This window comes from Ruegeria sp. CDSA089 (assembly GCF_059612205.1).
In genome coordinates this window covers 131,627-152,630 of the sequence record NZ_JBXWQD010000007.1, presented here as the reverse complement: position 1 = coordinate 152,630, position 21,004 = coordinate 131,627, and the positions used below count along the sequence as shown (strand labels likewise).

Sequence of the window (21,004 nt, the reverse complement as noted above, 5' to 3'; positions counted from 1 at the left end):
TCAATTGGCGGCTCTCATCAATCCCTGTTTGGTGATTTCTGCATGCGCTTCGTCCAGTGATTTGTGGATGCGCAGGAACATTTCGTCGATATCCGCAGGTGTCACAATCAGCGGTGGCGAGATAATCATGCGGTCGCCGACATGGCGCATGATCAGATTGTTGGCAAAGCAGCGCTCGCGGCAGATCAAGCCGATCGTTCCAGCTTCGGATGCGAATTTTGCACGGCTGGATTTGTCCGGGGTTAGGGCGATTGAGCCCATCATGCCGACAATTTTCGCTTCACCCACCAGCGGGTGGCTGGTCAGAGCTTCCCATTTTTTTTTCAGGTAGGGGGCGGCGACGTCGCGGACGTGGTCCACTATGCGTTCCTCTTCGAGGATGCGCAGGTTTTCCAACGCCACGGCAGCGGCAACAGGGTGACCGGAATAGGTATAGCCGTGGTTGAATTCGGTATCGCCGATAACTTTGGCGATGTCGTCGTTGACGATGGACCCGCCGATGGGGGCGTAGCCCGAGCTGAGGCCCTTGGCGATGGTCATGATGTGCGGGCGGATGCCCATGGTTTGTGAGCCGAACCAGCTTCCGGTGCGACCGAAGCCGCAGATCACCTCATCGGCGATCAGCAGGATTTCGTATTTGTCGCAGATGCGCTGGATTTCCGGCCAATAGGTTTCGGGAGCTACAATCACGCCACCCGCGCCCTGCACGGGTTCGGCGATGAAGGCTGCAACGCGGTTTTCGCCCAACTCCAGAATCGCCTCTTCCAATTCACGCGCACGGGCCAGGCCGAACTCTTCTGGTGCCATGTCGCCGCCCTCGGCCCACCAGTTGGGTTGATTGATATGATGGACATTTGGGATCGGAATGCCGCCCTGAGCATGCATCCCAGCCATTCCGCCAAGCGACGCTGAGCCTACGGATGAGCCGTGATAGGCGTTGTGGCGGCTGATGATGATATTCTTGTCAGGCTGGCCTTTTTCGGCCCAATAGGTGCGAACGAGGCGGATATTGGAGTCATTTGCCTCGGACCCGCTGCCTGCGAAAAACACATGGTTCAGATCGCCTGGCGCCAGTTCGGCCAGTTTGTTGGCCAAGGCGATGGCGGGGACATGGGTCGTCTTGAAGAAGGTGTTGTAGTAGGGAAGCTCGCGCATTTGGCGGGCGGCGGCATCCGCCAGTTCATCGCGGCCATAGCCGATATTCACGCACCAAAGCCCGGCCATGGCATCCAGAATCTGTTCCCCTTCACTGTCGGACAAATAGATACCTTTGGCACGGGTAATGACGCGCACACCGTCCTTGCTCAGGTCAGCATTGGTCGAGAAAGGGTGCATATGGTGGGCAGCGTCCAGCGCCTGCAACTCGGCGGTCGGCATGTGGTTGGTGATGGTCGACATCGGGGAATCTCCTGCAAGAGCGGTTGGCGATCACAATATGATCAAATTTTTCCCTGTCAATCGAATCGCATTATTCTAGGACGTCGATAGTGCTCCGGCCATCAGTTCCATCCCTTGTTCGATGTCTTGCGCGGTGGCTTTTGCAACGCGCTGGGGGTCTTGATCACGCAGTGCCGAGACGATGTCCTTATGGCGATCCGGCAGGCTTTGAGTTCCGAACCGGCCGCATACGACTCGTAGGGACGGGCCGAACCGAAGCCACAGACTTTCGGCCAAATCGTTCAGAATCGGGGCGTCAGCATGAGCGTACAGAGTTTGGTGGAACTGGTGGTTCAGGCGCAGATAGCCGCCGACATCTCCGTCCGCGATGGTGCGGTCCAATCGTTGATCGATGCGGGCGAGCGCGTCTATCTCGGCCTTGCTCATGTTAAGGGTCGCACGTCTGGAAAGCTCTGATTCTATTGCAATTCTTGCGAAAATCATTTGCCCGACATCACTGTCCTTCAGCAAAGGTACACTGACCCGACGGTTGCCTTGAAACACCAGTGCGCCGTCCGAGATCAGCCTTCGGATCGCCTCGCGTACAGGGGTCATGCCAACTCCAAGCGAATCAGTCAGTCCTTGTATGGTGACAGGCTGTCCGGGCACCAGATCGCCGTACATGATCTGTGCGCGCAGTGTCTGATAGACCTGTTCATGCGCCGGCTGTTTCTGATCCCCGGAGACCTGTGAAACCGCCTTATTTTTGATCAAATCCAAGTGGTTTACCCTATTTTCGACTATGTTGACTTGCCAGGAATCTGACCTCGTGAAACCATACGATGGATCGGGGGAAAACGCAAAACTTGATCAAATCCAAAAAAACGGGAAAATACCCGCACACTTGCAGGGAGAAGAAAATGTCAATCAAAACGCTGACACTGACAGCGGTCATCGCATTGGGGACTTCGGCGGCCTTCGCCGAAGAGGTTCGTGTCTACAATTGGTCGGACTATATCGACGAGGAGCTGCTGGAGAAGTTCGAGGCCGAAACCGGCCTGACGCTGATCTACGATGTGTTCGACAGCAACGAAGTTTTGGAAACCAAAATGCTGGCTGGCGGATCGGGCTATGATGTGGTTGTGCCCTCGGGCACATTCCTTCAGCGCCAGATCCAGGCTGGGGCTTTCCAGCAACTGGATACGTCGCAGTTGGACAATTCAGGCAACCTTTGGGATGTCATTCAGGAACGCACTGCGGGCTATGACCCCGACAACGCCTATTCGATCAACTACATGTGGGGCACCACCGGGATCGGTGTGAATGTTGGCAAAGTGCGTGAGCTGCTGGGCGACGATGTTGCGCTGAATAGCATGGAACTAGTGCTGAAACCTGAGAATATGGAAAAGCTGGCCGGTTGCGGCGTTCATTTCCTGGATGCGCCCGCGGAAATGATTCCGATGACGCTGCAATTTTTGGGCGAAGACCCTGACAGCCATGATCCCAAGGTGATCGGCAAGGTCGAAGAAGTGCTGACCAGCGTGCGCCCCTACATCCAGAAATTCCACAGCTCGGAATACATTAACGCGCTGGCCAATGGCGATATCTGCGTGGCCGTGGGTTGGTCGGGTGATATTCTTCAGGCCCGTGACCGTGCCGCCGAGGCCGACAACGGAGTCGAGATTGAATATCACCCCTTCGCCGAAGGCTCGCTGATGTGGTTCGACCAGATGGCGATTCCGGCGGATGCACCGAACCCGGAAGGTGCGCATAAGTTCCTGAACTTCATCCTGGATGCCAACAACATGGCTGCGGCGTCGAACTATGTGTACTACGCCAATGGCAACAAGGCCTCGCAAGAGTTTCTTGAGGAAGACGTGATCGGCGATCCGGCGATCTATCCGGACGACGCAACGATGCAGAATCTCTACATCACCACGCCCTACCCGGCAAAAACGCAGCGGGTTGTGACCCGTCTGTGGACCAAGATCAAATCGGGTACCTGATCCGATTTCCTAAGGCAGGGCGGGTTTTCCGCCCTGCCGTTTTTCCCAAGATTGCCGAACGGGGGCTGTAGTGAACTCTGACGTCTTTGCGCCGTGGGAAGACCCACAGGCGAAACCCTTGATCCAATTCCAGAATGTCACCAAGCGGTTTGGAGACTTTACGGCAATCGACAACCTGTCTCTGGATATTTTCGAGAAAGAATTTTTCGCTCTTCTGGGGCCTTCGGGCTGCGGCAAGACCACAATGATGCGGATGTTGGCCGGGTTCGAGACGCCCACCGAAGGCCACATCATGTTGGGCGGTCAGGATATCGACCCGATCCCACCGAACAAGCGGGCGGTGAACATGATGTTCCAATCCTATGCACTGTTCCCGCATCTGAGCATCTGGGAAAACATCGCCTTTGGTCTGCGCCGGGACAACATGCCCAAACGCGACCTTGAGGACAGAGTCGAAGAAATGCTGCGCCTGACCCGGCTGACGCAATTCGCGCGTCGTAAACCGCACCAGATCTCGGGCGGGCAGCGGCAGCGGGTCGCTTTAGCACGGTCTTTGGCGAAAGCGCCAAAACTATTGCTGCTGGACGAACCGTTGGGCGCGCTGGACAAGAAGCTGCGGCAGGACACGCAGTTCGAGCTGATGGATATTCAGGAAAAGACCGGCACCACCTTTGTCATCGTGACCCACGATCAGGAGGAAGCTATGACCGTGGCGAGCCGCGTGGCCGTAATGGATCAGGGACAGCTGATGCAAGTCGCCACGCCGGACCGGATTTATGAGAACCCCAACTCGGTCTATGTCGCAGACTTTATTGGCGACGTGAACATCATTGAAGGCCGCGCCACCGCCAATGGTGAAGACACCTATCAGATCGATTGGGCCGAAGGGCAGGCCCCGTTGACCGCGACCTCGGCCAAAGGGTTTGCGCGGGGGCAGGCCTGTCATCTGGCCATCCGCCCCGAGAAGGTAACTATCTCGGCCGACCGCCCGGCGGACGCGATAAATGCGGTGCAGGGCAAGGTCCATGACATCGCCTATTTGGGGAACCTGTCCACCTATCACGTCGAATTGCCCAACGGCACGATCATCAAGGCGCAGACGGCCAATACCCGCCGTATCTCGCGCCGTTCATTCACGTGGGAAGACCCGGTCTGGCTGTCCTGGACAGCAACGGCTGCGGTTCTGCTGGCCGACTGATGCGCCGCGCCTTTCTGATCGCCGTCCCCTATGTCTGGCTGCTGGCGCTGTTCTTGGTGCCGTTCTTCATCGTCCTGAAAATCTCGCTGTCGGATATCGCGCTGGCGATTCCGCCTTATACGCCGACGCTGGACTTTTCGCAGGGCTGGTCGGGCATCAAGGATTTCTTCAGCCAGCTTGACCTGGAAAACTATGTCTGGCTGACCGAGGATGACCTTTACTGGAAAGCCTACCTGTCCAGCGTAAAAATCGCTCTGATTTCGACGTTTTTGACCCTGCTAGTGGGGTATCCGATCGCCTATGGCATGGCCCGCGCGCCTGCCGAGTGGCGCCCGACGCTGATGATGCTGGTGATCCTGCCCTTCTGGACCTCGTTCCTGATCCGCGTTTATGCGTGGATGGGTATCCTGTCGAACGAAGGTTATCTGAACCAGTTGCTGCTGTGGACAGGGCTGATCTCGACCCCGCTGACCATTCTGAACACCAACACTGCCGTCTATATCGGCATCGTCTACACCTATCTGCCGTTCATGATCCTGCCGATCTATTCGGCGCTGGAACGGATGGACGAATCCCTGATCGAGGCCGCCGAAGACCTTGGTTGTTCGCGGGTTCAAGCCTTTTGGCTTGTGACAATCCCGCTGTCGCGCCCCGGTATCATAGCAGGCTGTTTCCTTGTAATGATCCCGGTGATTGGTGAATTCGTCATCCCCTCGCTTCTGGGCGGGTCAGGCACGTTGATGATCGGCAAGGTTTTGTGGGAGGAGTTCTTCTCGAACCGCGACTGGCCCGTGGCGAGCGCCGTGGCCGTAGTGCTGCTGCTGATCCTTGTGATCCCAATCGTGCTGTTCCAGCGCAACCAGCAGAAACAGACGGAGGCCGAGCAATGAACAGGCTAAGCTGGTTCAACGCGGTCTCGCTGACGCTGGGATTTGCGTTCCTCTATATCCCGATGATCATCCTGATCATCTTTTCCTTCAACGAAAGCAAGCTGGTCACCGTCTGGGCTGGCTTCTCGACCAAATGGTATGGTGAGCTGGTCCAGAACGAGGCGTTTCTGGATGCGGCATGGGTGACAATCCGGGTGGCTGTGTTCTCATCTACGCTGGCGACCATTCTGGGCACCGCCGCCGCCTATGTGCTGGTGCGTGGGGGGCGTTTCTTCGGTCGAACGCTGTTCTCCGGTATGATCTACGCCCCTCTGGTGATGCCCGAGGTAATCACCGGCCTGTCGCTGCTGCTGCTGTTCATCGGCATCGGGCTGGATCGCGGTATCCTGACCATCGTTCTGGCGCATACGACCTTTTCGATGTGTTTCGTCTCGGTCGTTGTCTCGTCGCGTTTGGTGACGTTCGATCAGTCGCTGGAAGAGGCCGCTCTGGACCTTGGTTGTTCGCCCGCGCAAGCGTTTCGCCTAGTGACATTGCCGATCATTGCGCCTGCCGTGATTTCCGGCTGGTTGCTGGCCTTTACCCTGTCGCTGGATGATCTGGTGATTGCGTCCTTTACCTCGGGGCCGTCGGCGACGACCTTGCCGATCAAGATTTTCTCGGCGGTCAGGCTGGGCGTCAGCCCCGAGATCAACGCGCTGTCAACGTTGATGATCGCCGTCGTGACAGTGGGCGTCATTACCGCGTCGCTGGTGACAAAACGCGCCATGATGCGACAAAAGCAGGATGAAATGGCCGCGGCACGGGCCGAATGAAACGGCTGTTTCCGGACTATACCTATGGTCCCGGCCCAAGGCAGGGATGCTGGTGGGACGAAACAATTGCCGCCCCCAATTGGCCGGAACAGTCTGGGGATTTGGTCGTTGACGTAGCCATTGTTGGCGCGGGTTTCACTGGCCTGTCCGCCGCGTTGCATCTGACCAAGGCCGGGGCATCCGTCGCAGTGCTTGAGGCCGAAACGCCCGGCTGGGGGGCGTCTGGCCGAAATGGTGGGTTCTGTTGTCTGGGCGGGTCGAAGCTTAACCCCAAGGCCATGACCCGTCTGTTCGGTGAGGCGGCGACAGCGGGCTATGCGCAGGCCGAGGAAGATGCCGTCCATCTGGTCGCCGATCTTCTGAGCAGTTATGAAATCGACGCCGATACCCATTCCAAAGGTGAAACCCAACTGGCGCACAATGCGCGGGCAATGGAGAGGCTGAGGAAAAGCGCCGAGGCTTTGGGTGTTTTGCACGAAGCTGCAGACCTGCCCGCCTTGGGGTTCGGTGGCGCGTTCCATGGCGGCTATACCACCCCCGTCGGGTTTGGTCTGAACCCAAGGAAGTACCTGTACGGACTGGCAGACGCCGCCAAAGCGCGCGGCGCCCAGCTCTTTCAGAGAAGCCCGGTGTCAAAAATTGTCAAAACAGCGAACGGCTTTGATGTCCAGACGCCAACTGGCCGGATACAGGCGGCAAACGTTCTGATCTGCACCAACGGATATTCCAGCGAGGATGTTCCGGCCTGGATGTCTGGGCGTTATATGCCTGCGCAGTCGACCGTTCTGGTGACGCGGCCTTTGACGCAGGCCGAACTGCAGGCGCAGGGTTGGACTTCGGATCAGATGTCATATGACACCCGGAATTTGTTGCACTATTTCCGCCTGATGCCGGATCGTCGGTTCCTGTTCGGAATGCGCGGCGGCCTTCGGTCCTCGTCGCGTGCCGAGGCCGGCATTCGCCAAAAGGTTCGCCATGACTTTGCTGCGATGTTTCCCGAGTGGCGCGGGGTGGACGTCACTCATATGTGGTCGGGGATGGTGTGCCTGTCCCGCAACCTGATGCCCTATGCCGGTCCGGTGCCAGATCAGCCTGGCATGTTCGCCGGGTTTGCTTATCACGGCAACGGTGTCGCGATGGGAAGCTTTTGCGGACGGGCTCTGGCTCAACTGGCTTTGGGGCATAACCCGGACTTGCCAGAGCCGATGACCCGCAGGCCCGGTCGGTTCCCCCTGGGGCGGTGGCGACGCGCCCTGATGCCGCCTGCCTACGCGATGATGGGGCTTGCGGATTTGTAGCGCGGTCAGAGGGACGCGATTTCCAGTTCTAGCCCGGCGGCATAATCGTCGGCCCCGTTCTCGACCCGCCACAAGCAATAGGCCGCCATCCGCCATGCATACCAGGGGCGCAGCGCGTTGAAACGCGCGACGATCTGAGGCTGGTCATAGGAGGTCAGAAACGCCGCCTCCTCCTCGGGCGTCAAGGGTGCCCCGCGATAGAGGCGCTGCATAGCTGGGGACAGGAACAAGGCGATATCTTCGCAGGGGTCCCCCAGCGCTGGGCATTGCCAGTCAATCAGCGTCAGACACATATCCGAAACCAGGATGTTTCCGGCTACCGGGTCGCCATGGATGAGGCACGTGTCCGGCGTGGCGGCAACATGGGTCTGCGGGCGAAGCTGTTCCAACCGCTGGCGAACTTGTGTCTTGCACAGACCCAGAATGCGCCGCGTATGATCCCGTAGGTCGTCGCTGCCATTGCATCCGTCGGGTGCGTCGATCCGGATATCCATACTGTGCAGCCTGCGCAGCAATTGAGCCACCTGCGCGGCCCCGGTTTGCCAGGGCGCACCGGGCGCGTGATCATAGAACACCCAATGCCCATCACTATCCTGCCCCGCCGCCCGCAAGCGCGGGGCAAACCCTGAGGGGGCAAGCTCCGTAAGGCAGAGCGCCTCAAGCCGGGCATCGTTTCGAAACAGAGGATTGCGCAGCCCTGAACGATACAGTTTGAGCACCTTGTCTCCGTCTCCGCCCAGAACCTTCCAGACCTGATTGGTGCGCCCGCCATAAAGGGTCTGAAAACGCGCCCCGGCCTCGACCAGACCTGAGCGGCACAGATCATCCACAAGGCGGGGCGGAGGTGCGTTTGAAGCGGGCAGAGGGATCACCGGGTCAGGAGTTGAGTCGCGCGTTGCACAGCTTTGGCCTGTCCCGGCGCGCAGATCAAGTTCCGGTTCGAACGCCCGAGACCAGACCGGCCGGTATGACCTGCCCGTTTTCGAGGGTCAGCAACACCGTATCCTCGCCCACCTGCGCCTCGATCACTTGCGCGTATGAGGACATGGGCTGCGTCGACAGAACCTCTTCCCCGTCATAGCTTTCCAATGCGGCAGAGTAGGTTCCAGCCGGAAGCGGCGTGCCGTCCTCTTTGGTTCCAGCCCAGACAAACACGGAATCGGTGGTTTGAACGGTGATCCGTTCAACCTCGGCCCCGTCTGCGTCGCGGATAACCAGAACGGCACCGTCCGCCGCCGGAGCGGCCTGGCCGTAAAGTGTCACCGGCGCGCCGTCGAACTGGAATGGAGAGGTGCTGCGCACATCCATGCCGACCCAACTGGCTAGTTCCTCCAGATTCATGCTGCTCATCGACAGGGTCAGGGCCGTCAGCAGGTCATTTGTCTGCACCTGTTGTTCCACCATCGAAAACTGCGCCAGTTGTGCGGCGTATTCCGAGGAATCCAGCGGCTCCAACGGGTCTTGGTGACGGGCCTGAGCGGTCAGCATCAGCAAAAAGGTCTCAAAATCCGAGGCCAGCGCGGCCGTCTGACCTGAGGACGCCGCCAATGGATTGGCGTTCTGCGTGGTTGAAGCGATAGGAGAGATCATGGGTCACAGCCTTATGTCGATGCGCCCGGACGTGCCAAGGTTGACCGGGCGCTGGAGAGCGGCAGAGGTGAGTTCGGATTGTACCGTCTCAGAAAAAGAATTTTCGCCGGAGTCCGATGGGTCCTGTCCCTTGTCGGCGGAGTTGCCAAGATCGAAAGACAGATCGCCGAAGCCGAGGCTTTTGAACTCGGCCTCAAGCAAAGCAAGATGGCGGCGCATCAAGTCCAGCGTCTCGGAACGTTCCGCCGCGATGGTCAGATGCAGCCCATCATCACGCCCATTCAGAACCATCGAGACGCGCCCCAGTTCTTCGGGGTTCAGCGCGATTTCCACCGCACCTGATTGAGGCCGTGCGGTAATCGCTGCCGCCATCTGTCCGGCAATGGCCCGAGCAACCTCGGACCGTGCGGTCGCTGGCAGATTTGTCGTCGCCGTATCGCGCACCGATGCGGTCGCGCCGGTTTCCTTCACGATCAGGCCGTCCTCTACCTCGGGGAGAGGAGTTGAATCGGTGTGTGCAGCGGCATTTTCCGATACCAGAAGTTGCATCTGCATAAGGTTGGGTACTTGGGTCGGTGCAGCAGGTGGTTTTGGATTTGCAGCCGACTCAACATGTGGCTCCTGGGAAATCGGCGAAGTTAGAACTTCCTTCTTTGCGGAAAACGGCGTTGGAGCCGCAGCGATTGCAAAAGCAGGAACTGACCTGCTCTCCGCTTTTGGCAATGTCGGAAGATTTGGTGAATCCTCAGGCAAGTCATCGTTGAAAACAGGCGATACCTCGGCGCGTCGATCGCCCATATTGCGCTTTGGAGGTTCTGCAAGAGCTTCGTCAGATCGTATGCTATCACCTGTTTCCGCCAAATTGTGCGGAATCCCAGCGACCGCCGGCGCAGCATCAGGTCGCGACAGTGGGTGCGATTTGATCGTCTGCGAACCTGTTTCAACAGGCAAACCTTTTTCCACGACTATCTGCAGATCTTTGGCTTCTTCCCCATCCGAGTCGGGCACCGTTTCGGTATCCAGCAGAGAAACAAGATCTTCTGTCGGTTCGGATAGGCTCTGCTCGGGCGGCGCCTGATCATCCAGAACGGATTGAAAAGACATATCGGCCTTTTGTCCCGAACCATCGGCAGGTTGGGGAGAAATTTTGGCGTTATTTTGGGCGGGTATCACCGCTGTAAGAGGATTGGGCATTTTGCTCCCACTCAGGTTGTCTGGCCACAAACCTGCCCGCAGGAAGTTACGTTTATTTTAACTGCTTTCCTTTTTGATCGAGAAAGTTCGATGCAAATTTCGGAGAAAGCGATGAAGATTACAGCACCAGCCTTCCCTGCAATGCCCGCGTCCTCGGCGGATAGAATCAAGGCCGCAGCGGTCGAGCTTGAGGCGGCATTCCTGTCGGAAATGCTGAATTCCGCCGGGTTGGGGGAGGCACGCAGTTCGTTCGGAGGCGGTGCGGGCGAAGATCAGTTTTCCTCGTTCCTTGTCCAGCATCAGGCCTGCCAACTGGCCGAAACCGGTGGCGTGGGCCTGTCGGAAATTCTGTTTCAATCAATGATGGAGACAACCAATGACGACCAAACCTGACATGGGGCTTCTTAAGTCTTTGGAAGAGGTTCTGGACCTTGAGCGCAACGCGCTGGTGCAGGGTGATCTGGATCAGCTGACCCAGATGGCGCCCGAGAAGGAAAAGCTTATCGATGCAGTCAATGATTTGCAGGTGCTGGACAGCGAAGATCTGATTCGTCTGCAAGACAAGGTCGCGCGCAATCAGGCGTTGCTTGGCAGTGCAGCGGACGGAATTCGCGCCGTTGCAGACCGCATGGCCGAACTGCGCCGGGTACACGGCGAATTCAGCACCTATGGTGCCGACGGGCAGCGCAGCGATTTTGCCGTGCGCAGCCACGCCAAGCTGGAAAAACGCGCCTAGGTGGCGGTTTGATTCAAATCCAAAATTTCCAGCCTAGGGGCTTTAGCACTCCGTTAGGAGATCAGGGGCCAAGGTGATCGGGCACTTGAAACAGCAAGTGGCGCGAACAGCCGGACGGCGGATCGCACAGATCAGAAAGACGTTAAAGCCCGCAAGTGGTGCGGGGTTAGCACGGGCGCAAAGGGCCCATACGTAAAAAGGAAGAAGCTATGTCCAGCATTCTGACCAACAATGGCGCAATGGTTGCGCTGCAGACTCTGAAATCGGTCAACAAAAATCTGGCGATGACCCAGAACGCGATCTCGACCGGTAAAGACGTTGCCACGGCCAAGGACAATTCAGCGGTTTGGGCGATCTCGAAAGTTATGGAATCCGACGTCAAAGGATTCAACGCGATTAAAGACAGCCTAGCTTTGGGCGAATCGACTGTTGCAGTGGCGCGGAATGCTTCGGAAACCGTGACTGATCTTCTGAACCAGATGAAGGGCAAGATCGTCGCAGCGCAAGAAGACAACGTGGATCGGGCCAAGATCAACGATGACGTAACTGCGTTGAAAGATCAGATTTCTTCTGTTGTCAGCGCTGCACAATTCAATGGTCTGAACCTGGTTGACGGTTCGGCCGGTACAGCCTCGATCCTGGCGTCTCTGGATCGCGACTCTGCGGGGAATGTGACCGCATCGTCGATTTCGGTTGCGTCGCAAAACCTGTCGACCGGCGGCTATACCAGTAAGGGTGTTCTGGCGGGTTCGGACAATGTGACCTCTGACAACGATGCGGCGGGTTTCACGATGGACAAGTCCGGCGGCACCGGAGATATCGTGATCGACAGCTCTACCGACAACTTTGCGGCGGGCGACAAAGTGTCAATCACGATTGGCGACAAGGTTGCGTCCTACACCGTTCAAGACGCTGATCTGGACCCCTCGGGGACTTACGATGCGGCTTATACGGATGCCATCGTTGCAGTTGGCCTGAAGAATCAGATCGACTCCCTAGGCATTACCGGCGTCGCGATTGACTACGACTCGGGATCTCCTGGCACGCTGACCTTTGTAACGGGTACTGCCACAGCGGGCGCGGATGCGGACCGTGACGTGACAGTTTCGGCGCAGTTCACCAATGCGAACGCGGGTGGCCTGGGTGCTTTGGCTTCGATAGACGTGTCCACGGATGCAGGCGCACAGGCTGCGCTGGGAACCATCGAATCGCTGATCGACACTGCGATTGATGCTTCAGCAGCCTTCGGTTCGTCGCAAGGCCGGATCGAGACCCAGAAAGAGTTCATCTCGAACCTGGCGGACTCGTTCAAATCCGGTATCGGCTCGCTGGTTGACGCTGACATGGAAGAGACCTCGGCCCGTCTGCAAGCCCTTCAGGTGCAGCAGCAGCTGGCCACCCAGTCGCTGTCGATCGCCAATCAGGCGCCGCAGTCGATCCTGTCGCTGTTCCGTTAATCTTCGGAACTTGGCCGGGGCGTGGAAACGCGCCCCGGTTCTGACCGCCCTAAGACGGCCCATTGGAAGGATTTCAAGTGATACCGCAAACTCTTGCACAGCGTGCCTACGTACAAACCGCCGCCCCGACGCGCACGCCGCGCGACACCGAATACGAGGCGATTTCCAAGATTACGCATCGCCTCAAGGCAGCAGCAGCTCGTCAGAAATCCGATTTCGGAACTTTTGTTCAGGCGTTGCACGAAAACCGTCGGTTGTGGAACGTCTTGGCCAGTGGCGTCGCGGATTCCGACAATGCGCTGCCCAATGATCTGCGCGCGCGGATTTTTTACCTTGCGGAATTTACCGAGCAGCACAGCGGTCAGGTGTTGGGCAACAAGGCGACGGTTGAACCCTTGTTGGAGATCAATATGGCAGTGTTGCGCGGGCTCAGGCAGATGGGGGCAACCTGATGGGTGGGCTGGTGCTGAAACTTGCCCCGAAAGAACGGGTACTGATCAACGGCGTGGTCGTCGAGAACGGGGACCGTCGCAGCCGGTTTTCAATTATGACGCCGCAAGCCAATGTCCTGCGTTTGCGCGATGCTATTCACCCGGATGAAGTGAACACGCCCGTCCGCCGCGTTTGTTATGCGGCACAGCTGGTGCTGTCGGGCGACATGGAGCCGGATCAGGCGCGCCAACAACTGCTGCGACGTGTCGAGGAGTTGAGCCAGGTGTTCACTGACGCCGATAGCCGAAAGGTGTTGGCTGAGGCCACAGAAGCCCTTTTGGCTGAGCAATTCTACAAATGCCTCAAGTCCCTGCGTACGTTGTTGCCGCGGGAAGAGCGGTTGATGGCCTATCAGCAATGACCTTTCAGCCCGTCATACCTTCTGGCGGTCTGGTTGGCTGGCGGTTTTTGCAGCGTACTTATGACGCGCAACTCGACAGTTTCGCAACCTCAGCGGTCAATGAACGCGAGACGCGGTATTTTCTGGACAATATCTCCAAAGTGCAGACCGCCGAGGATTTGGTTTCAGATCGGCGGTTGCTGCAGGTGGCATTAGGCGCTTTCGGGTTGGAGGACGATATCAACAATCGGTTTTTCATCCAGAAGGTGCTGTCAGACGGCACTTCAGCGGATGACGCCTTGTCAAACCGGCTGTCTGACAAACGGTATCGTGAGTTTTCCGAAGCGTTCGGTCTTGGTCCGGGGGAAATTCGTAGAACCGGCTTGGTCACATTCATGGAGGACATTGCGCGGGACAATGTCGTGTCCCGATTTGAGGTCGCGGTGGGTCAATCTGACGAATCCATGCGTATCTCGCTCTTTGCCCAGCACGCCCTGGCAGATCTGGCGACGCAGGAGGGCAGTGCAGATACCAAGTGGTTTGAGTTGATGGGTTTGCCACCGCTGCGCAATATGATGGAAACCGCGCTTGGACTTCCGTCCAGTTTGGGCCAGTTGGATATCGATAAACAGTTGAGCGTGTTCAAAGACAGGCTATCGCGCCTGACGGGCTCGGACGATCTGGCGCAGTTCACGGATGACGGGGCCATAGCCGAACTGACGGACAGGTATCTGGCGCGCAGCCAGATCTCGCAACTACAAAATACGATATCGCCCGCGCAGACGGCTTTGATCCTTTTGGGTGGCTAGGGTTTCGGTGTTCGCCCGTCCAATATGTGATCAGCCGCTGTTTTAAGCGCAAAGGATGGCACCGGCTGAGACACATTATGGAGCGCGACTTCCCCGAGGGGCAGCGCGTCGGCGCAGGCGGGGACAATGTCGGATGAGACGACGATCCTGTGACCCACGGTCTTACCATATTCCCCCAATCGCGCGGCGATGTTGGCGGCCTGTCCGATTACGGTGAAATCAAGCCGTTCGCGGGATCCGACATTGCCATAGGTCACGCGCCCATAGGCGACGCCGATCGAGCAATCGCAATGGGCGTCTGACCCCGAGGCTCGAAACTCACCAAGCTTTTCAACAATGCCGATAGCAGAGCGCTGCGCATTGGCACGGGCCGTGATCGAGTTCTCACCTGCGGGGAACACGGCCAAAACAGCGTCGCCGATAAATTTCAAAACCTCGCCGCCATTGTCATGCACGATGCCCGAAACGGTTTCAAAAAACCCATTTAACAGGCTGATATAGCGGGTGCGGCCCAGTTTTTCCTCTAATCGGGTCGAGTTGCGCAGATCGCAGAACATGATTGCGGCGTCGATCTCATCCCCGTCGCCGCGCCGAATTTCACCACCCAGAACCCGCGCGCCGGACCGCTTGCCCACATAGGTCTCCAACAAAACCTGCGCATTTTCGCGCTGCATGAACACCTCGTAGAACCGGGCAATCACCGCCGAGCATTCAAAGACAAGACCTAGATTCTCGGTCGTGAACCCATCCGGGTGGTCGCTGGTCAGAGTCAGAACATTGGTGCGACCATCGGAAAATGGCAGGGGCATGGCGACGTAATCGGTCGCACCCTTGGCGCGCAGGTCTTCGATAATGGGAAAACTGTTATACGGGTTGTCGTCACTCAGCCGCTGGCGAACTCCGCCCAACCCGTTCGAGACATGTCGCAACGGGCTGTTGATATAGGCCGGATGGTCGTGAATTTCATAGGTTGGCACATTGGTCGAGATCTCATCCTCGCCCTTTTCCCAAATGTAGTGCTTGCTCGCGATCAGCGGATGCAGCGACCAGACCAAAATGCTGAGGCGTTGAATGGCAATGCCGTGCTCCAGCATCTTCTCGGACAGCGCTTTGGTAAAGGCTTCCGAGGTTTCGATTTCCGAGGCGCCGCGCATCAGCCAGTCAATCAAAGGGCCGCTGATATTGCCGTCTTGGGGTTGTTCAAGCGTATTGCCACCCAGATCAAGCCGGTCATAGGCGTTGGGCAGGAACCCGATATGGCCCTGAATGGCCTTGCTTTCGGGCAGCGCGTCCTCATACGCCCAGACCGAGTTCGCAAGGCGCTGATCCCCAAGGACCACGTCATGATAGGTTGCCGTTCCCTTGAACGGGCAGAAGGTTTGCAATTCGGTCTCTTCGCTCAATTCGACAGTCACATCTGCGCGGGGGATGTAGATCGTCGGAGGCAAGCGGGTTTCATACATCACCACGGCGTTGGCACTTTCAGCCAGCAGCACGTCACCACGGTAGATTGCGATCCGACCTTTTAGCCGTTCAACCGAGATGCGATAGCCTGTGGAATGCGGAGTGGTGTGGACGTTCATCATCGACCTCCCTGTCCGGGGTCCTATAAGGATGGGACTTCGGACCGGGAATGCCAAGAGGGACCGCGCACAGTTTTTTGCACATGCGGCGTGCGCGGCGGCGGGGTCAGACCATCTGGATCACGTCTTTTTCGATCGACAGCATATATCCCCGTTTGGCGATATTCTTGACCAGCAACTCACTGACCATCTGATTGCCTAGCGCGTCGCGCAGGCGTTTGATCCGGGTTGCCCCGGCGGCCTCTTCGCAATCGGCGGCGTCCTTGCCCGAGATCACCGCCTCGATCTGGGCACCGGACAGGACTTCGTCATCCAGACGGGATTCCGCCAGAACCGACAGGGTCTCCATCGCGGCGGGGGTCAGTTTGAAATCCATATTGTTGAGGTAGACGGTGTTTTCCTCACGGCTGATCAGCAGGGATGTGACCTGAATACCGGTACGCTCGATCTGGGCCATGCGGCGGTTCAGAAGGACCAGCATCACCAAAAACACCAACGCAGTGACCAGCATCGCGCTGGCAAAGACCAACAGCACGAAGATCACCATACGGTAGCTGGACAAGGTGTCGGCAAATGCAGTGCCGGATTGCGCCAGAATTTCCAGCAGGCGGATCTCGGCCTGTGTGGTCAGGTCGCTTTCGACGAACAACCGCTCGACCCGGGCATTGAACGCGTTTGCGTCGGGCAGGGACCAGAACAGGAAGACGGCGGCAGTGATCAAGATCAGGACAATCGCGGCAATACCAGCGCCGACCAACCGTACCCCGGATCGCCGCGCGTCAGTAACGGAGATAGAATTTTCCGGCATCGGCCTTCCTCTTGTCCAACCCTTCCGGTCCGAAAACCGACATCACGTTCAGCAGGGTCCAGCCCGAGGTGCGCAGCCGCTGGGACACCTCTTGTTGCGCCTGACCCTTGTTGCAGGACGACACCTGCATGACGCCGTAATGCAATCGCAATGGATTGTCCTGCTTGGCTTTGTAATCCGCAAAGCAATCCGCCGCAGACGCCGCCGTGCCGAGCGATATCAGGGCCGCGAAGGCCAGAGAAGAGAGGATAGGTTTCATAGGCTGCATCCTGCGCATGTGTTGCCCTGATATTCAATATCCTAAGGGGTTTGCGGGCCCTGATATTCGATAACAATGTCCCGATATTGCTTGTCGGAGGGCGGTGAACCCAGTGTTGACCCAACGAATTCACGAGCCCAGCCGGGTTAGTCGCAACACGGTCAAAAGGACACGCATCATGCACCGGAAATTTATCGCCCTGATCATCGCAACTGCCGTCGCTGTTACGGGTGTTTCAGCCTCGCAGGCGCGGGCTGCGGATGCCAAGGATATTCTGGGCGGTCTGGCCGCCATCGCCATCATCGGCGCGGGCGTTCACTACTATAACAAGGAAAAGGACAAGAAACGCGCCAGCCGTCACCAAACGCATATCCAACCCCATCACCCGGTGCGTCCCCGCCCGCACCATCTGGCGAAATACGACCTGCCGCAGAAATGTCTGCGCACCTTTGATCACTATTCACCCCGTCATCAATTGCTTGGAACCGGGTGCCTCAAGAAACACTACAAATATGCCAATAGCCTGCCGCGAGAGTGCAAAGTCGGTTTCTGGAATGGCAAGAAGGTCAAGCGGGCCTATGAACCCGCCTGCCTGCGCCAGCAAGGTTATCGTGTCGTTTACAAGTAACCGTTTTCGAGCAGGAGCGGCGTCGCAGAAGCGCCGCGCAGGAGGGGGTGGCGCAAGCCGCCCTCTCTTTTTTGTTGCGATAAGGTCCGAAACAGGATTTTCCAAAAGGATGACGACACCAACCTACGATATTGAACAGACCGCCATGGCTGACGGGTTTCTTCGGATCGCCGGGGTGGATGAGGTGGGCCGGGGCCCCTTGGCCGGGCCTGTTGTTGCCGCAGCCGTGATTCTGAACCCGGTCGACATACCTCAGGGACTGAATGATTCCAAGAAGCTGACCGCCAAACGTCGCGCGGCTTTGGATGCGGCCATTCGCGACCGGGCTGATTTCGCAGTGGCCGAGGCGACAGTGGCCGAGATTGACGAGCACAACATCTTGCGCGCTTCGCATCTGGCAATGGAGCGCGCGGTGGCCGCTTTGAACCCTCAGCCGGATTTTCTGCTGATCGACGGGAACATGATTCCGCGCGGGCTGACCATCCCTGCGCAAGCGGTTGTCAAAGGCGATGCGCGGTCGGTGTCGATTGCGGCGGCCTCGATCCTTGCGAAAAACTGGCGCGATCAGGTGATGGTGGATTTGGCGCAACAGCATCCCGGCTATGGGTGGGAGTCGAATGCGGGCTATCCGACAAAAATGCATCGCGAAGCGCTGCGAAATCTTGGTGTGACCCCACACCATAGACGTTCGTTTAAACCGGTCCACAATATCTTGTATCAAGAGTAAATCGTAAGCTGCTGATTCAAAAAAGAAATTGACGGCGATTCGTCTTTGACTCATCCTTGTCTCAACCAAATGAGCGCAAAAGCGCCGTGGACACTTGAGGCAGTGATATGACTACGACCACCAAAAAGGGCGCAAAAGCGCTCCCTTTAAACACGATTCTTTCCGGGGACTGCATCGATGTGATGAACAGCCTGCCCGAGGCGTCGATTGACCTGATCTTTGCGGACCCGCCGTATAATTTGCAGCTGAAAGGCCAGTTGCACCGCCCGGACAACTCTCAGGTGGATGCGGTTGATGATCACTGGGATCAGTTTTCCAGCTTCGGGGCCTATGACCAGTTCACCCGCGAATGGCTGAAAGCAGCGCATCGTCTGTTGAAGCCCAATGGGGCGATCTGGGTTATTGGCTCTTATCACAACATCTTCCGGGTTGGCTCGGCCCTTCAGGATGCGGGATACTGGATTCTGAACGACGTGGTTTGGCGCAAATCGAACCCGATGCCAAACTTCCGTGGCAAGCGGTTCACGAATGCGCATGAAACGATGATTTGGGCGTCCAAACGTGAAGGTGCGAAATACACGTTCAATTACGAGGCGCTGAAGGCGCTGAATGAGGGCGTACAGATGCGCAGCGACTGGGTGCTGCCGATCTGCACCGGGCATGAACGTCTGAAAGATGAAAACGGCGATAAGGCGCATCCAACGCAAAAGCCTGAATCGCTGCTGCATCGGGTGCTGGTCGGTTCGACCAATCCGGGCGATGTGGTGCTGGACCCGTTTTTTGGTACGGGCACGACCGGCGCTGTCGCCAAGATGCTGGGCCGCGAGTTCATCGGGATCGACCGCGAGGAAAGTTATCGCAAAGTGGCCGAAAAACGCATCGCCAAGGTTCGCAAATTCGACCGCGAGGCGCTGGAAGTCAGCGCCAGCAAACGCGCCGAGCCGCGCGTGCCCTTTGGCCAGTTGGTCGAACGCGGCATGCTGCGTCCGGGGGAAGAGCTCTATTCCATGAACCAGCGTCACAAGGCCAAGGTGCGCGCCGATGGCACACTGGTCGGGCAAAATGTCAAAGGCTCGATCCATCAGGTGGGGGCGCATTTGGAAAACGCGCCTTCCTGTAACGGCTGGACCTATTGGTGCTTCAAACGCGACGGCAAGACCGTGCCGATCGACGTGCTGCGTCAGCAAATCCGGGCTGAAATGCACAACTGAATACCGCCGGTGCCTGTGGCCTGACACAAGGCACTAAGCCTTGCCCCGCCGATCCTCGGCGGGGTCTTTTGTTTTCAACACATTCTCACTTCTATATGACTTCTGCAAAGCCCGCCGCGCATCGAGGGAGCCTCAGCCATGTCGGACACCACAGCCAGTCAATCCCGCTTCAGCCGGTTTTTCGTCACTCGCCCGGATCCGGTCGACTTGGACAACAAATACACCGAGGCCGCGCTAGAGAGACACAAGCGTGAAGGACTGGAGCTGGCGGTACGCGCGCGTTGGATCGCTATGGGGTTGACCGGCATTCTGCTGGTATTCCTGAACCCTCATTGGGAGGTGTTGTGGTACCATTTCATCCTGTTGCTGATCTGCGCCAATGGCTGGTTGATCCGACGGGCGGGGCAGGTCGGGCAGTCGCGGACCGAGTTGTTGCTGATCTTTGTGGACCTTCTAATCATGACGCTGGGGATGATCGTCCCGAACCCGTTCAGTGACGATGTGCGCCCGTTGGCGATGCAGTACCGGTTCGACAACTTCCAGTATTTCTTCATCATTCTGGCCGCCGGGACATTGGCTTATTCTTGGCGGACGGTTGTGGCGATCGGGTCCTGGACCGCGATGATGTGGACCGTTGGCTGGATCATTGCATGGTGGGTCGCCACGCCGATCCCCGGTATCAGCGAGCGCGTTGCCGAAGCATTAGCAGAGTACCCGGATGTGGCTGAGTTGATGGACCCAAACAGTTTTATGCCCTCGCAACGGATTCAGCAGGTGGTTGTTTTTATCATGGTCGCGGTCACGCTGGGCATTTCGATGAGGCGGCTGAATCGCTTGCTGATGACAAACGCCGGGCTTGAGCGGGAACGGGCAAACCTGTCGCGCTATTTCTCGCCCAATGTGGTGGATGAGCTGAGCCAGAATGACGAACCGCTGAAGCAGGTGCGAAAAGAGAGTATTGCGGTTCTGTTTATTGATATCGTGGGCTTTACAAAATACGCGGCGGGTCGTGATCCTTATGAAGTGATCGAGGTGCTGCGCGGGTTTCATGCGCGTATGGAAACTGAAGTGTTTCGCCATCATGGCACGTTGGACAAATATCTGGGCGACGGGTTGATGGCGACCTTTGGCACGCCGGTGCCGACGCCTTTGGATGCCAGCAATGCGGTGGCCTGCGCGCGCGACATGACCCGTGTGATCAATCAATGGAATACTGACAGGCGCCGCGCGGGTGAGCCGGAAATCCACGTGGGTATCGGAGTGCACTATGGGCCGGTGGTTTTGGGCGATATCGGCGCGAACCGGTTGGAATTTGCAGTGATCGGAGACGCGGTCAATGTGGCGGCCAAGCTCGAGGCTTTGACCCGAGTCAAAATGGCTCAGGTGATATTGAGCGACGAGGTTTGCAGCCAGCTTACAATGGAAGGACACAATGCCGCGACCCTGACAGAGGGGTTTGAAAAGCTGCCGGGCCAGACCGTGCGCGGGGTTGAGCACCCCATGGATATCTGGGTGATGCGGGCGCTTCCGCCGATCTGAATTGCATCATAGATGCAAGGCAGATCGTTGGGCCGGGCAGCGCGCGG

At 57.8% G+C, this 21,004-nt stretch carries 23 protein-coding genes; 15 read left to right on the top strand and 8 right to left on the bottom strand.

Going from position 1 to position 21,004, the window contains the following annotated elements; translation table 11 throughout:
• Together AC2FJ6_RS16970 and AC2FJ6_RS16965 are read right to left on the bottom strand one after the other, a co-directional pair.
• Complete coding sequence (locus AC2FJ6_RS16970) at positions 1–1,398, bottom strand: aspartate aminotransferase family protein (RefSeq protein ID WP_170774886.1); 1,398 nt, start codon at positions 1,396–1,398, stop codon at positions 1–3.
• A 75-nt stretch (positions 1,399–1,473) separates the two neighbouring features.
• Positions 1,474–2,157, bottom strand: a complete 684-nt coding sequence (locus tag AC2FJ6_RS16965; RefSeq protein ID WP_170774884.1) for a GntR family transcriptional regulator — start codon at positions 2,155–2,157, stop codon at positions 1,474–1,476.
• A 140-nt stretch (positions 2,158–2,297) separates the two neighbouring features.
• Here AC2FJ6_RS16965 and AC2FJ6_RS16960 point away from each other — a divergent pair, with 140 nt between their 5' ends.
• The 5 genes from AC2FJ6_RS16960 to AC2FJ6_RS16940 all read left to right on the top strand — a co-directional run bounded on the left by AC2FJ6_RS16960 (position 2,298) and on the right by AC2FJ6_RS16940 (position 7,584).
• Positions 2,298–3,383: a polyamine ABC transporter substrate-binding protein gene (locus tag AC2FJ6_RS16960; RefSeq protein ID WP_170774881.1), complete on the top strand. Its 1,086-nt coding sequence runs from the start codon at positions 2,298–2,300 to the stop codon at positions 3,381–3,383.
• A 70-nt stretch (positions 3,384–3,453) separates the two neighbouring features.
• On the top strand, positions 3,454–4,581 hold the full coding sequence (locus AC2FJ6_RS16955) for an ABC transporter ATP-binding protein (protein WP_170774879.1): 1,128 nt from the start codon (positions 3,454–3,456) through the stop codon (positions 4,579–4,581).
• Positions 4,581–5,471 carry an ABC transporter permease subunit gene (locus AC2FJ6_RS16950; RefSeq protein ID WP_170774877.1) on the top strand — a complete coding sequence of 297 codons (891 nt, stop codon included), beginning with the start codon at positions 4,581–4,583 and terminating at the stop codon, positions 5,469–5,471. Before AC2FJ6_RS16955 ends, AC2FJ6_RS16950 begins: the two co-directional genes overlap by 1 nt.
• Positions 5,468–6,286: an ABC transporter permease gene (locus tag AC2FJ6_RS16945; protein WP_170774875.1), complete on the top strand. Its 819-nt coding sequence runs from the start codon at positions 5,468–5,470 to the stop codon at positions 6,284–6,286. Before AC2FJ6_RS16950 ends, AC2FJ6_RS16945 begins: the two co-directional genes overlap by 4 nt.
• Complete coding sequence (locus AC2FJ6_RS16940; protein WP_170774873.1) at positions 6,283–7,584, top strand: NAD(P)/FAD-dependent oxidoreductase; 1,302 nt, start codon at positions 6,283–6,285, stop codon at positions 7,582–7,584. The genes AC2FJ6_RS16945 and AC2FJ6_RS16940 overlap by 4 nt, the downstream gene beginning before the upstream one ends.
• A gap of 5 nt (positions 7,585–7,589) precedes the next feature.
• Here the strand turns inward: AC2FJ6_RS16940 and AC2FJ6_RS16935 are convergent, their stop codons facing one another.
• The 3 genes from AC2FJ6_RS16935 to AC2FJ6_RS16925 are packed head-to-tail and all read right to left on the bottom strand — an operon-like array spanning position 7,590 to position 10,368.
• Positions 7,590–8,456, bottom strand: a complete 867-nt coding sequence (locus tag AC2FJ6_RS16935; protein WP_331252136.1) for a phosphotransferase — start codon at positions 8,454–8,456, stop codon at positions 7,590–7,592.
• A gap of 55 nt (positions 8,457–8,511) precedes the next feature.
• Positions 8,512–9,174, bottom strand: a complete 663-nt coding sequence (locus AC2FJ6_RS16930; protein WP_170774871.1) for a flagellar hook capping FlgD N-terminal domain-containing protein — start codon at positions 9,172–9,174, stop codon at positions 8,512–8,514.
• Between the two features lie 3 nt (positions 9,175–9,177).
• Positions 9,178–10,368: a flagellar hook-length control protein FliK gene (locus tag AC2FJ6_RS16925; RefSeq protein WP_496669566.1), complete on the bottom strand. Its 1,191-nt coding sequence runs from the start codon at positions 10,366–10,368 to the stop codon at positions 9,178–9,180.
• Between the two features lie 111 nt (positions 10,369–10,479).
• Between AC2FJ6_RS16925 and AC2FJ6_RS16920 the strand changes: the two genes are divergently transcribed.
• From AC2FJ6_RS16920 to AC2FJ6_RS16895, 6 genes are all read left to right on the top strand, one after another.
• On the top strand, positions 10,480–10,761 hold the full coding sequence (locus AC2FJ6_RS16920; protein ID WP_496669564.1) for a rod-binding protein: 282 nt from the start codon (positions 10,480–10,482) through the stop codon (positions 10,759–10,761).
• Positions 10,745–11,104, top strand: a complete 360-nt coding sequence (locus tag AC2FJ6_RS16915; RefSeq protein WP_237218066.1) for a flagellar protein FlgN — start codon at positions 10,745–10,747, stop codon at positions 11,102–11,104. The genes AC2FJ6_RS16920 and AC2FJ6_RS16915 overlap by 17 nt, the downstream gene beginning before the upstream one ends.
• Before the next feature lie 209 nt (positions 11,105–11,313).
• A complete protein-coding gene (locus AC2FJ6_RS16910; protein WP_170774865.1) occupies positions 11,314–12,561 on the top strand; it encodes a flagellin N-terminal helical domain-containing protein in 1,248 nt (415 codons plus the stop codon).
• 77 nt (positions 12,562–12,638) lie between these two features.
• Entirely contained in the window at positions 12,639–13,013 is a 375-nt protein-coding gene (flaF, locus tag AC2FJ6_RS16905) for a flagellar biosynthesis regulator FlaF (protein WP_170774863.1), read from the top strand.
• Positions 13,013–13,414: a flagellar biosynthesis repressor FlbT gene (gene flbT, locus AC2FJ6_RS16900; protein WP_170774861.1), complete on the top strand. Its 402-nt coding sequence runs from the start codon at positions 13,013–13,015 to the stop codon at positions 13,412–13,414. Before flaF ends, flbT begins: the two co-directional genes overlap by 1 nt.
• Positions 13,411–14,202: a DUF1217 domain-containing protein gene (locus AC2FJ6_RS16895; RefSeq protein ID WP_170774859.1), complete on the top strand. Its 792-nt coding sequence runs from the start codon at positions 13,411–13,413 to the stop codon at positions 14,200–14,202. Before flbT ends, AC2FJ6_RS16895 begins: the two co-directional genes overlap by 4 nt.
• Here AC2FJ6_RS16895 and AC2FJ6_RS16890 read toward each other — a convergent pair.
• From AC2FJ6_RS16890 to AC2FJ6_RS16880, 3 genes are all read right to left on the bottom strand, one after another.
• Positions 14,199–15,785, bottom strand: a complete 1,587-nt coding sequence (locus tag AC2FJ6_RS16890) for a DUF427 domain-containing protein (RefSeq protein ID WP_496669563.1) — start codon at positions 15,783–15,785, stop codon at positions 14,199–14,201. The genes AC2FJ6_RS16895 and AC2FJ6_RS16890 overlap by 4 nt on opposite strands.
• A gap of 106 nt (positions 15,786–15,891) precedes the next feature.
• Entirely contained in the window at positions 15,892–16,593 is a 702-nt protein-coding gene (locus AC2FJ6_RS16885) for a winged helix-turn-helix domain-containing protein (protein ID WP_170774855.1), read from the bottom strand.
• The gene (locus tag AC2FJ6_RS16880) at positions 16,565–16,852 is read right to left on the bottom strand and encodes a hypothetical protein (RefSeq protein WP_170774853.1); all 288 of its coding nucleotides are present in this window, start codon (positions 16,850–16,852) and stop codon (positions 16,565–16,567) included. The genes AC2FJ6_RS16885 and AC2FJ6_RS16880 overlap by 29 nt, the downstream gene beginning before the upstream one ends.
• A 178-nt stretch (positions 16,853–17,030) precedes the next feature.
• On the opposite strand from AC2FJ6_RS16880, the gene AC2FJ6_RS16875 reads away from it, so the two are divergent.
• From AC2FJ6_RS16875 to AC2FJ6_RS16860, 4 genes are all read left to right on the top strand, one after another.
• A complete protein-coding gene (locus tag AC2FJ6_RS16875; RefSeq protein ID WP_170774851.1) occupies positions 17,031–17,480 on the top strand; it encodes a hypothetical protein in 450 nt (149 codons plus the stop codon).
• A 109-nt stretch (positions 17,481–17,589) separates the two neighbouring features.
• Entirely contained in the window at positions 17,590–18,207 is a 618-nt protein-coding gene (gene rnhB / locus AC2FJ6_RS16870) for a ribonuclease HII (RefSeq protein ID WP_170774849.1), read from the top strand.
• Positions 18,208–18,314: 107 nt separating this feature from the next.
• Positions 18,315–19,418, top strand: a complete 1,104-nt coding sequence (locus AC2FJ6_RS16865) for a site-specific DNA-methyltransferase (RefSeq protein ID WP_170774847.1) — start codon at positions 18,315–18,317, stop codon at positions 19,416–19,418.
• A gap of 138 nt (positions 19,419–19,556) precedes the next feature.
• Positions 19,557–20,957: an adenylate/guanylate cyclase domain-containing protein gene (locus AC2FJ6_RS16860; protein WP_170774845.1), complete on the top strand. Its 1,401-nt coding sequence runs from the start codon at positions 19,557–19,559 to the stop codon at positions 20,955–20,957.
• Positions 20,958–21,004 lie beyond the last annotated feature (47 nt).

Bases quoted from the DNA above. Each gene is read 5' to 3' on its own strand.
- AC2FJ6_RS16970 (WP_170774886.1), bottom strand. From the start codon at position 1,398: ATGTCGACCATCACCAACCACATGCCGACCGCCGAGTTGCAGGCGCTG.
- AC2FJ6_RS16960 (WP_170774881.1), top strand. From the start codon at position 2,298: ATGTCAATCAAAACGCTGACACTGACAGCGGTCATCGCATTGGGGACT.
- AC2FJ6_RS16950 (WP_170774877.1), top strand. From the start codon at position 4,581: ATGCGCCGCGCCTTTCTGATCGCCGTCCCCTATGTCTGGCTGCTGGCG.
- AC2FJ6_RS16945 (WP_170774875.1), top strand. From the start codon at position 5,468: ATGAACAGGCTAAGCTGGTTCAACGCGGTCTCGCTGACGCTGGGATTT.
- AC2FJ6_RS16940 (WP_170774873.1), top strand. From the start codon at position 6,283: ATGAAACGGCTGTTTCCGGACTATACCTATGGTCCCGGCCCAAGGCAG.
- AC2FJ6_RS16930 (WP_170774871.1), bottom strand. From the start codon at position 9,174: ATGATCTCTCCTATCGCTTCAACCACGCAGAACGCCAATCCATTGGCG.
- AC2FJ6_RS16925 (WP_496669566.1), bottom strand. From the start codon at position 10,368: ATGCCCAATCCTCTTACAGCGGTGATACCCGCCCAAAATAACGCCAAA.
- AC2FJ6_RS16920 (WP_496669564.1), top strand. From the start codon at position 10,480: ATGAAGATTACAGCACCAGCCTTCCCTGCAATGCCCGCGTCCTCGGCG.
- AC2FJ6_RS16915 (WP_237218066.1), top strand. From the start codon at position 10,745: ATGACGACCAAACCTGACATGGGGCTTCTTAAGTCTTTGGAAGAGGTT.
- AC2FJ6_RS16910 (WP_170774865.1), top strand. From the start codon at position 11,314: ATGTCCAGCATTCTGACCAACAATGGCGCAATGGTTGCGCTGCAGACT.
- flbT (WP_170774861.1), top strand. From the start codon at position 13,013: ATGGGTGGGCTGGTGCTGAAACTTGCCCCGAAAGAACGGGTACTGATC.
- AC2FJ6_RS16895 (WP_170774859.1), top strand. From the start codon at position 13,411: ATGACCTTTCAGCCCGTCATACCTTCTGGCGGTCTGGTTGGCTGGCGG.
- AC2FJ6_RS16890 (WP_496669563.1), bottom strand. From the start codon at position 15,785: ATGAACGTCCACACCACTCCGCATTCCACAGGCTATCGCATCTCGGTT.
- AC2FJ6_RS16885 (WP_170774855.1), bottom strand. From the start codon at position 16,593: ATGCCGGAAAATTCTATCTCCGTTACTGACGCGCGGCGATCCGGGGTA.
- AC2FJ6_RS16880 (WP_170774853.1), bottom strand. From the start codon at position 16,852: ATGAAACCTATCCTCTCTTCTCTGGCCTTCGCGGCCCTGATATCGCTC.
- AC2FJ6_RS16875 (WP_170774851.1), top strand. From the start codon at position 17,031: ATGCACCGGAAATTTATCGCCCTGATCATCGCAACTGCCGTCGCTGTT.
- rnhB (WP_170774849.1), top strand. From the start codon at position 17,590: ATGACGACACCAACCTACGATATTGAACAGACCGCCATGGCTGACGGG.
- AC2FJ6_RS16865 (WP_170774847.1), top strand. From the start codon at position 18,315: ATGACTACGACCACCAAAAAGGGCGCAAAAGCGCTCCCTTTAAACACG.
- AC2FJ6_RS16860 (WP_170774845.1), top strand. From the start codon at position 19,557: ATGTCGGACACCACAGCCAGTCAATCCCGCTTCAGCCGGTTTTTCGTC.